10 protein-coding genes are annotated in these 10,106 nt (G+C 64.1%); 8 read left to right on the top strand and 2 right to left on the bottom strand.

The genetic code is table 11. From position 1 onward, the window contains the following. Nucleotides 1–158: 158 nt before the first annotated feature. Nucleotides 159–911: a DNA repair protein RecO gene (gene recO, locus ACFVYC_RS22240; protein ID WP_387554405.1), complete on the top strand. Its 753-nt coding sequence runs from the start codon at nucleotides 159–161 to the stop codon at nucleotides 909–911. Between the two features lie 2 nt (nucleotides 912–913). Then, nucleotides 914–1,756, top strand: a complete 843-nt coding sequence (locus ACFVYC_RS22235; protein ID WP_387554403.1) for an isoprenyl transferase — start codon at nucleotides 914–916, stop codon at nucleotides 1,754–1,756. A gap of 22 nt (nucleotides 1,757–1,778) precedes the next feature. On the opposite strand, the gene ACFVYC_RS22230 is transcribed toward ACFVYC_RS22235, so the two are convergent. Further along, the gene (locus ACFVYC_RS22230; protein WP_387554401.1) at nucleotides 1,779–2,774 is read right to left on the bottom strand and encodes an alpha/beta hydrolase; all 996 of its coding nucleotides are present in this window, start codon (nucleotides 2,772–2,774) and stop codon (nucleotides 1,779–1,781) included. Nucleotides 2,775–2,865: 91 nt separating this feature from the next. Here ACFVYC_RS22230 and ACFVYC_RS22225 point away from each other — a divergent pair, with 91 nt between their 5' ends. Further along, complete coding sequence (locus tag ACFVYC_RS22225; protein ID WP_387554399.1) at nucleotides 2,866–3,936, top strand: quinone-dependent dihydroorotate dehydrogenase; 1,071 nt, start codon at nucleotides 2,866–2,868, stop codon at nucleotides 3,934–3,936. 126 nt (nucleotides 3,937–4,062) lie between these two features. On the opposite strand, the gene ACFVYC_RS22220 is transcribed toward ACFVYC_RS22225, so the two are convergent. Then, nucleotides 4,063–4,665 (bottom strand): DUF3043 domain-containing protein, encoded by a 603-nt coding sequence (locus ACFVYC_RS22220; protein ID WP_387554397.1) that lies wholly within the window; start codon nucleotides 4,663–4,665, stop codon nucleotides 4,063–4,065. 91 nt (nucleotides 4,666–4,756) lie between these two features. Here ACFVYC_RS22220 and ACFVYC_RS22215 point away from each other — a divergent pair, with 91 nt between their 5' ends. From ACFVYC_RS22215 to ACFVYC_RS22195, 5 genes are all read left to right on the top strand, one after another. Beyond that, nucleotides 4,757–6,196 (top strand): dipeptidase, encoded by a 1,440-nt coding sequence (locus tag ACFVYC_RS22215; RefSeq protein WP_387554395.1) that lies wholly within the window; start codon nucleotides 4,757–4,759, stop codon nucleotides 6,194–6,196. 201 nt (nucleotides 6,197–6,397) lie between these two features. Further along, a complete protein-coding gene (locus tag ACFVYC_RS22210) occupies nucleotides 6,398–6,787 on the top strand; it encodes a HesB/IscA family protein (protein WP_387554394.1) in 390 nt (129 codons plus the stop codon). Nucleotides 6,788–6,972: 185 nt separating this feature from the next. Further along, nucleotides 6,973–7,845 (top strand): cytochrome c oxidase subunit II, encoded by an 873-nt coding sequence (gene coxB / locus ACFVYC_RS22205; protein WP_387554392.1) that lies wholly within the window; start codon nucleotides 6,973–6,975, stop codon nucleotides 7,843–7,845. Nucleotides 7,846–7,855: 10 nt separating this feature from the next. Then, nucleotides 7,856–9,583 carry a cytochrome c oxidase subunit I gene (gene ctaD / locus ACFVYC_RS22200; RefSeq protein ID WP_387554390.1) on the top strand — a complete coding sequence of 576 codons (1,728 nt, stop codon included), beginning with the start codon at nucleotides 7,856–7,858 and terminating at the stop codon, nucleotides 9,581–9,583. Next, nucleotides 9,580–9,981, top strand: coding sequence for a cytochrome c oxidase subunit 4 (locus ACFVYC_RS22195; RefSeq protein WP_387554388.1), 402 nt, complete (start codon nucleotides 9,580–9,582; stop codon nucleotides 9,979–9,981). The genes ctaD and ACFVYC_RS22195 overlap by 4 nt, the downstream gene beginning before the upstream one ends. The last annotated feature ends 125 nt before the right edge of the window (nucleotides 9,982–10,106 follow it).

The raw sequence follows: 10,106 nt of genomic DNA, 5'->3' as shown, positions 1-10,106 counted from the left end.
TCCCCCAAAATCCCGTTTTTTTGGGCCCACCCCCCCCCACACGTCACCCCCCCGCCCCCCCCCCCCGCTGGGGCCCCCCCGCCTTGGGGCGGCCCCACAACGGCACCGGCCCGTTGCACCCGGCAGGGCGTTGCCCGCAAAGATGGGAGGATAAAGGCGTGGCCCAACCCTCTTTCGCTTCCCGTGCCTACCGGGACGACGCCGTCGTGCTCCGTACGCATAAGCTGGGTGAAGCGGACCGCATCATCACGCTGCTGACCAAGCACCACGGTCAGGTCCGGGCTGTTGCCAAAGGAGTCCGGCGTACCAGCAGCCGGTTCGGTGCCCGCCTTGAACCCTTTATGGTTGCGGATCTGCAGCTGGTGTCCGGAAAGACGCTGGACATCGTCACCCAGGCCGTGGCCAAAGGGGCCTACGGCGGAAGCATCGCCGCAGACTATGGCCGCTACACCGTAGCCGCCGCCATGACCGAGACCGCGGAAAAGCTCACGGACGTTGACGGCGAGTCCGGAACCGCGCAATACAACCTGCTGGTCGGCGCCCTTGCGTCGCTGAGCCGGAACGAACATGCCGCCGGGCTGATCCTGGATTCCTACCTGCTGCGGGCACTCGCCACCGGCGGCTGGGCGCCCAGCTTCACCGACTGCGCCCGCTGCGGACAGCCCGGACCGCACAGTGCGTTTTCCGCACCGGTAGGCGGCATGGTCTGCGCCGGGTGCAGGCCGCCGGGATCGCCGGCGCCGGCGCCGGAAACAGTGGTCCTGCTCGCAGCACTGCTGACGGGAGACTGGCCCAAAGCCGACGGTTCCCTTCCCGTGCACCGCAAGGAAGCCGCCGGCCTGGTGGCCGCGTACCTGCAATGGCATCTTGAACGAGTACTGAAGTCCCTCAAACATGTGGAGCGCAGCTGACAGTGGCCCTGGGAAAAAAGAACAACGCACCCCGAAAGCGGAGCCATCCCGTGGTTGCTCCGTACCCGCACTCCTCAGGCGCAGTGGCGCCGTCAATCCCCGCTGAATTTATCCCCCGGCACGTCGCCATTGTGATGGACGGCAACGGCCGATGGGCCAACCAGCGCGGACTGCCGAGGATTGAAGGCCACAAGGCCGGGGAGCCCGCGCTCCTGGATGTTATGGCGGGGGCCATCGAGTTGGGCATTGAGTACGTCAGTGTCTACGCGTTCTCCACCGAGAACTGGCGCCGCTCCCCGGAGGAAGTGCGCTTCCTGATGGGTTTTAACAAAGACGTGCTGCGGAGGCAGCGGAACCAGCTGGACGAGTGGGGCGTGCGCATCCGCTGGTCCGGCCGCCGGCCGCGGCTCTGGGGCTCGGTGATCCGGGAACTCGAAGAGGCCGAACAGTTTACCGCCGGCAACAGCACCTGCACGTTGACCATGTGTGTTAATTACGGCGGCCGGGCAGAGATCACGGATGCCGTCACCGCGATTGCCGCCGAAGTCGCGGCCGGCAGGCTCAAGCCCGGCTCCATCAACGAGCGGACCATCCAGAAGTTCCTTGATGAACCCGACCTGCCGGACGTTGACCTTTTCCTCCGCAGTTCGGGGGAGCAGCGGCTCTCCAACTTCCTGCTCTGGCAGTCCGCCTATGCCGAGTTCGTGTTTATGGACACCCTGTGGCCTGACGTGGACCGCCGGACGCTGTGGGCGGCGGTGGAAGAGTACGCCCGGCGGGACCGCCGGTACGGCGGTGCGGTGGACGCCGCCAAGCCGATGGACGGGGCGGGCCAGGCGCAGTAGCCCCTGTGCCAGGACCGCCCTTTCAGGGCTTTTGCGGACCCTCCCCGTTCGCTTGGCCTCCGTATGCGCGGAGCCAACGTGACAGCCGCTCGTAGGCGTCGGCGCGCACGGAGGCAGGGGAGAGGAACACATCGTGGAGGGCACCCTCGATCCGTTCCACCGTCACTGTCCGGCCGAGGGTGAGGGCCCGGGCAGCAATAACGTTGACATCAAGCACGGCGTCCGTCCGCCGCATCTCCTCGGACCAGAAGAGCCCGTTCGCGCTTCCCCGGGACAGCAGCACCAGGACGGGAACGTCGATGTTGAGGCCGCGTGCCACTTTGGTGTGGCCGGCGAGTACCGCGCTGAGCCAGCCGGCGCGCACGGGAAACGCCATGGGTGGACGGTACCGGTCGTCCAGCGCCCATTCGCCGTCCGCAGAACTGCTGATGGTGCGCCAGTAGAAACCCCGCTCCGGAAGCCTCAATACAGCCTCCGGCCGGAAGCGGGCCACCGGTCCCACCATGCTTGAGGCCGCGCGCCGGACCAGTGCGCTTCCATGCATCTCCAGCCATGGGCTGTTGAGGATGAGTTGGGACACCGCTCCGGGATGCCCGCTGGCCCACAGCGCCGCCACCAGCCCTCCTGTTGAATGCCCCATCAGCGTCAGCGCGGACGTAGCACCCTCCTGGCGGATCAAGCGGGACGCCATGTCAATCTCGGCATCGTAGTCGGCGAGATTCGAGACGTAGCCGCCCGGCGACTCCGGACGCAGGCTCCGCCCGTGGTTGTGCATGTCCAGGGCATAGAAGTCGTAACCGGCCGAGGACCAGAAACGCGCCAGGTCCACGTTGAAGAAATAGTCACTCCAACCGTGCAGGAAGAGGACCGCCCGGCGGTGCTCCGGCGGGGCGGGAACGTGAGTTGCGGGAGGCCGGAAGCGGACCAGTGTGGCAGTACGCTCCACACCGTCGACTCCGGCGGCGGCGAAGGCGTGGGACTCGAACTCCTCGCCCAGGATGTCCTGCTGCCACTCCATGGCAATATGCTATTCCGCTATCACAACAGTCTGCGTCATTTTGGCTTGCGGCCGTTTTGGTAAGGGCCTGCCGAGACGGAAGACTGGAGGCATGCGTGTTTATCCCACTTTCTTCCGGCTGGCCTTTTCATGGATGGACGCCGAGCGCGCCCACAAGATCGGCTTCAAAGCCATCAGGTTGGCACACCGTTCAGGTGCGGGGAGGGTCCTGGAGAAACTGACGGCACCCGCACCGGCGCTTCGGACAACGGCCTTCGGCCTGACCTTCCCCTCGCCGTTCGGTCTTGCGGCCGGCTTCGACAAGGAAGGCCACGGCATTGAGGCGCTCAGCCAGCTCGGGTTCGGCCACGTCGAAGTGGGCACCATTACCGGGCAGGCGCAGCCGGGAAACGAACAGCCGCGGCTCTTCCGCCTGGTGCAGGACCGTGCCGTCATCAACAGGATGGGATTCAATAACGACGGCGCCGCCGCCGTCGCCCCCCGCCTCAAGGCAGCCCGGGCCGGACTTCAGCGCAGGCACCCTACGGTGCGTCCCGTTATCGGTGTCAACATCGGCAAAACGAAGGTCGTTGAACTGGCGGATGCCGTGGAGGACTACCTGGTGAGTGCACGCAGCCTGGCGCCGGCCGCTGACTACCTCGTGGTCAATGTCAGTTCTCCCAACACACCAGGACTCCGGCTGTTGCAGGACGTGGAAAGCCTCCGGCCGCTGCTGACCGCCGTCGGCAAGGAAGCTGACCGGGCGGCAGGCCGCCACGTTCCGCTGCTGGTAAAAATCGCCCCGGACCTAAGCGACGAGGACATTGACGACGTCGCCCGCCTCGCCCTGGACCTGAGGCTGGACGGCATCATTGCCACCAACACCACCATCGCCCGGACGGGGCTCGCTACCCCGGCGGAGCAGGTGGAAAAGTGCGGTGCGGGCGGGCTCTCCGGTGCTCCGCTCAAGCAGCGCTCACTCGAAGTGCTGCGCAGGCTTAAGGGCGTCACCGGTGATGCCCTCACCCTGGTGGCCGTAGGTGGCGTGGAAACTGCGCAGGACGTCCAGGACCGGCTGGATGCCGGGGCAACGCTGGTGCAGGGCTACACGGCATTTCTCTACGAGGGGCCATTCTGGGCCTCCCATATCAACCGGCAGCTGGCGAAGAACCGGCGTGCCTAGGGCCCGGACGCGCTGAAGCGCCGGCTGCCTGCCAGGCGCCGGAAGCCTCAACCCGGATACAACAAAACCCCAGCGGAAATCCGCCGGGGTTTTGTTGTTTGTTGAAGGGGGACGCAGGAGGAAAAGTCAGGCCGGGTACTGTCCGCGCTTGACCTGTGGCTTGGGCAGCCGCAGCTTGCGGAACTGCAGGGAGCGCATGGAGCCGTACCAGACCGTGCCGCGTTCCACTTCGCCGAACTTTTCGGTCAGCCGCTTGCGGAGCTTGCGGGACAGGATAAACACGTCAACGAAGACGGCCAGGAACATCACCCAAAAACCGCCGAGGACATAAATCATCAGGTCACTGGACGCCGGCACCAGCAAGGACACCAGGACAAATACCAGGGCACCGAACATCAGGTATTCCCCGAGGCTGAACCGGGCGTCCACATAGTCGCGGGTGAACCGCTTCTGCGGGCCCTTGTCGCGCAGCGGCAGGAACTTCTCGTCGCCGGTGTCCAGCGCCTGGCGCATCTTGAGCCGTTGGTCCTGGATGACCTGGCGCTCGGCAGCCTTCGACGCTTTGCGGTCCTCCGGCACCAATGGGCGCCTGCGCGCAGCCTCCTGGGCCTTACGCGTTGGAGTGGGGGCTCCCTTGCCGGCTATGCCGTTCTGCCGGGCCGCAGCTTCCGCAGCGCGCTGGTCTGATATTTCCTGCGCCGAGGGCGCTTCCTTTTTACGTCCGAACACCTGACAAGAATACCTTGCGGGACGGCACGGCCCTCCTGCCCGAGTCCAGGGCTGCCACGGTGTTGAATGTGACGGGGGTAATGTTTTTTTCATGACTTCACCTGCAACGGCTGCCCCCGACAACATTGATGGCCCCACACTTCCGGGTGCCAACTCCAACCCCGGCACGGAAGACCTCCGGGCCGCCGTCGACCGCTCCTTTGACACAACCCTGGCCCGCCTTAAGGAACTGGTCGCGATTCCGGGGATCGCCTGGCCGAGCTTTGACCGGTCACCGCTTGAGCGCAGCGCCGGCGCCGTGGCAGAACTGCTCCGCGCCGCTGGTCTCCAGGAAGTGCAGATCCTCGGCTGCGACAAGCCGGACGGCACCCCCGGCGGCCCCGCCGTCGTCGCCCGCCGGCCGGCAGCACAAGGCAAGCAGACCATCCTCCTGTACGCGCACCACGACGTCCAGCCCGCGGGCGATGAAGCTCTGTGGGAGACAGCACCGTTTACCGCTGTTGAGAAGGACGGGCGTCTTTACGGCCGCGGCGCCGCCGATGACAAGGCGGGCATCATGGCCCACATCGCTGCCTATGCAGCAGTCTCCGAGGTTCTGGGGGCCGGCCTGGGCCTCGGCGTGACGTTCTTTTTCGAGGGCGAAGAGGAAGCAGGTTCTCCAACCTTCCGGCCTTTCCTTGAGGCACACCGGGAATTGCTGCGCGCCGATGTCATCGTCGTCGCCGATTCAAGCAACTGGAAGGTGGGCGTTCCGGCCCTGACAACCAGCCTCCGCGGGCTGGTGGACGGGACCATCGAAGTCCAGGTCCTGGAGCACGCGGTCCACTCAGGGATGTTCGGGGGGCCGGTGCTGGACGCCCCCACCTTGCTGTCACGCCTGATCGCCACCCTCCATGACGACGACGGGAATGTCGCCATCCAGGGGCTCGTCGCCTTCGACAACGCGGCGGTGGAGTTCCCGGAGGCGGACTACCGCGCGGATGCGTCAGTGCTCGACGGCGTCCGCCTCGCCGGCTCGGGCAGCATCGCCTCCCGGCTTTGGACCAAGCCGGCGCTGTCCATTATCGGTTTCGACGCGCCTGCCGTGGACGTCGCCTCGAATACGCTGCTGCCCCGGGCCAGGGCCAAGTTCAGCCTGCGACTCGCACCGGGGCAGGTCCCCGAAGAAGCGATGGAGGCGGTCCGCAGGCATGTGGAGGCTCACGCTCCCTTCGGTGCCAGAGTCACATTCACGCCGGGGGAGAGCGGTAATCCCTTCCAGACGGACACGTCTTCGGCCGCGGCCGGGCTGGCGATGTGGGCCTTGGGTGAGGCGTGGGGCGTCCAGGCAGTGGAGACAGGAATCGGCGGTTCCATCCCGTTTATCGCCGACCTCACGGAGCTGTACCCGGACGTCCAGATCCTGGTGACGGGTGTCGAAGACCCCGACTCCAGGGCACACAGTGCCAACGAGTCACTGCACCTCGGGGATTTTCGGAAGGCCATCCTCGCGGAAGCATTGTTGCTCTCCCGCTTGAACGACGGGTTGTAGGACCAGGGGTTGTCCTCAAGGCCGTCCCTGAAGCTGCCATTGGAAGACGTCCGCGGGAACAAGGACGGGCCTTGAGTGGTTACGTCAGGAGTTAGAGCTATAGCTGCGCCACGCGTAGCATGTAGCTATAGCCCATACCGTATCCGTAGGGGCAGGCACCGCTGGAGCGGGGCCGCCAGACCGTCCTAAGAAGGTAGGCCAATGAGCACCGCAACCAATGAGAACAGCACCCAGACCACCAGCGCGCCCAGTGAAGAACTGCCCGTCCACGAGGTCAACCTGACCGACGTCGCAGCCGGCAAGGTCCGCAGTCTTCTCGAGCAGGAAGGCCGCACGGATTTGCGGCTCCGGGTTGCTGTGCAGCCCGGCGGCTGCTCAGGACTGATCTACCAGCTCTACTTCGACGAGAGGCTTCTGGACGGGGACGCCGTCCGGGACTACGACGGCGTCGAAGTAGTTGTGGACAAGATGAGCGTTCCGTACCTCAGCGGTGCCAGCATCGACTTCGAGGACACCATCTCGAAGCAGGGCTTCACCATCGACAACCCCAACGCCGGTGGCTCCTGCGCCTGTGGAGACTCCTTCCACTAAGCCGGTTGTTTCGCCCGATGCCGGCGCCGCGCCTCCTGCCGTTCAAAACGGTTGGAGGCACGGCGCCGACATGTGGGCGAAACGCCCGGGGGAGCGGTAAGCTCTACACCGAGTAGTAAAACTTTTAGTGTGCCCGGGGCGCCGATGGCTGCCCGGAAAACAGCAACAAGTAGGAAGGGCCGTCTGTGAGTTCGCAGAACCGAACCGGCAGCCGACGCAAAACGATCACCACGATCACAAGCTTGGCAATTGCCGGCGCGTTGGTTTTGACCGGATGTTCGCCAGAGGTAGAGAAGGGGTGGCTGCCCACAGAACGTGGCACCACCAGCAACAGCGACCGCATCATGGACCTCTGGGTCAACTCATGGATTGCAGCCCTTGCTGTAGGCATCATTACCTGGGGCCTGATCGTCTGGTGCCTCGTGGCCTACCGGCGCCGTAAGGGCACCGTTGGGTTCCCGCGGCAGACCAGCTTCAACCTCCCCCTGGAAGTCTTTTACCTGACGATCCCGCTGTTTATGGTGTTGGTGTTCTTCTACTTCACCGACCGTGACCAGCAGGCCATCGATGACCGTTCGCAGCCCGCCGACGTCGTTGTGGACGTCCGCGGCAAGCAGTGGGCCTGGGACTTCAACTACAAGTCCGGCAGTGTCATTGAAGAAGATGTCCACGAGGCTGGTGTCCAGGCACACCTCACCGGCAACACGATCGACAAGGAACTGCTCCCCACGCTGTACTTGCCCGTCAACAAATCTGTTGACCTCGAGCTCAACTCGCGTGACGTGATCCACTCATTCTGGGTTCCTGCCTTCCTGCAGAAGCGCGACATGATCCCGGGCAAGACCAACTACATCCGGTTTACCCCCACTGCAGAGGGCACCTACGACGGCAAGTGCGCCGAACTTTGCGGCGAGTACCACTCCGAGATGCTTTTCCGCGTCAAGGTGGTGTCGGAAGCTGAGTTCCAGGCACACCTGGAAGAGCTCAAGGCAGCCGGCAACACGGGCCTTCTCGGTGTGGAGTACGACCGCAACCCGAACCTGAACGAAATTAAGTAAGGGGAGCGACGTGGCTACGTACACTCAATCCGCACCCACCGGAGCGCTCACCGCTCCCGTGGTTCCCAAATCCAAGGGACGCATCGTCGTCAACTGGATCACCTCCACCGACCACAAGACCATCGGGTACATGTACCTGATCGCCTCCTTTGTGTTCTTCTGCCTTGGCGGCGTGATGGCGCTGCTCATCCGCGCCGAACTGTTTGAACCCGGAATGCAGATCCTGCAGACCAAAGAGCAGTACAACCAGCTGTTCACGATGCACGGCACCGTGATGCTCCTGATGTTCGCCACCCCGCTCTTCGCAGGTTTCGCGAACGTCATTATGCCCCTGCAGATCGGCGCGCCGGACGTTGCCTTCCCGCGCCTGAACGCGCTGGCTTTCTGGTTCTTCCTCTTCGGTTCCACCATCGCGGTGTCCGGCTTCATCACCCCGCAGGGCGCTGCCTCCTTTGGCTGGTTTGCGTATGCTCCGCTGTCCAACACCACGTTCAGCCCCGGCATCGGCGGGGACCTGTGGGTGTTCGGCCTGGCGTTGTCCGGTTTCGGCACCATCCTCGGTGCGGTCAACTTCATCACCACCATCATCTGCATGCGTGCCCCCGGCATGACCATGTGGCGGATGCCGATCTTCACCTGGAACACCCTGGTCACCGCCATCCTGGTGCTCATGGCCTTCCCGCCGCTGGCCGCAGCGCTGTTCGCCCTTGGTGCTGACCGCCGCTTTGGTGCACACATCTTTGACCCCGAGAACGGCGGTGCAGTCCTCTGGCAGCACCTGTTTTGGTTCTTCGGCCACCCGGAGGTGTACATCATCGCGCTGCCGTTCTTCGGCATCGTCTCGGAGATCTTCCCGGTGTTCAGCCGCAAGCCGATCTTCGGTTACAAGGGCCTGGTCTACGCAACGATCGCAATTGCCGCCCTGTCCGTGACGGTGTGGGCCCACCACATGTACGTCACCGGTGCGGTGCTGCTGCCGTTCTTCGCGTTTATGACCATGCTCATCGCGGTGCCCACCGGCGTGAAGTTCTTCAACTGGATCGGCACCATGTGGCGGGGCTCAATCACGTTTGAGACCCCCATGCTGTGGAGCATCGGGTTCCTGATCACGTTCCTCTTCGGTGGCCTGACCGGCATTATCCTGGCTTCCCCGCCGCTGGATTTCCACGTTTCGGACTCCTACTTCGTGGTGGCGCACTTCCACTACGTGGTGTTCGGCACCGTGGTGTTCGCGATGTTCGCCGGGTTCTACTTCTGGTGGCCCAAGTGGACCGGCAAGATGCTGAACGAGCGCCTTGGCAAGATCCACTTCTGGCTCCTGTTCCTCGGCTTCCACGGCACCTTCCTGATCCAGCACTGGCTTGGGGTTGAAGGTATGCCCCGCCGGTATGCCGACTACCTCGTGGAGGACAACTTCACCTGGATGAACCAGTTCTCCACCGTTGCTTCGTTTGTCCTTGGTGCGTCCCTGATCCCGTTCTTCTGGAACGTCTACATCACCTGGCGCAGCGCGGAAAGGGTAGAGGTCGATGACCCCTGGGGCTTCGGTGCCTCGCTGGAGTGGGCCACGTCCTGCCCGCCGCCGCGCCACAACTTCACCTCGCTGCCGCGGATCCGTTCCGAACGGCCGGCGCTGGACCTGCACCACCCCGAGCTTCGACAGGTCCACACCGTCGAGTCACCGGCTCCCGCGGCCAACTTGCTCGGTAACGCCGACCAGAAGGACACCGCACAGTGAAAATTGAGTCATGGATCTTTGGTTCCGGAGTCTTCTTCTTCGTGCCGATCTCGATTGTGTACGGATTCCTCACTAACTGGGGTGAGTGGGTCGGTATCCTGGGCATCCTTCTGGTTGGCGGCCTCGCCGGCATGATTGGCGGATACCTTGGTTTCACCGGCAAGCGAGTCGGTATGCGCCCTGAAGACCGCAGCGATGCCGAGATTCACGAAGGTGCCGGTGAACAGGGCCACTTCAGCCCCTGGAGCTGGTGGCCGCTGGTTCTTGGCCTGGCATGCGCAACAGGATTCCTGGGCCTGGCAGTAGGCTTCTGGATTCTTTACATCGGTGCCGGCCTGGCGCTTGTTGCCCTCATTGGCTGGGTCTACGAGTACAGCCGCGGGGACCACGCCCACTAGGCAAGGCGAGAATAACGACGACGGGCCCCACCTTTCTTGAGTTCTAGCGGTCGTTGCAACACCCATAGATTTTGGGAGTTGCAACGACCGTGCCGCATTTAAGCGATGTTTCAGCGGAGACCCGG

Source organism: Pseudarthrobacter sp. NPDC058329, assembly GCF_042879835.1.
GTDB lineage: Bacteria > Actinomycetota > Actinomycetes > Actinomycetales > Micrococcaceae > Arthrobacter.
This window is presented reverse-complemented; position numbering and strand designations above follow the sequence as displayed.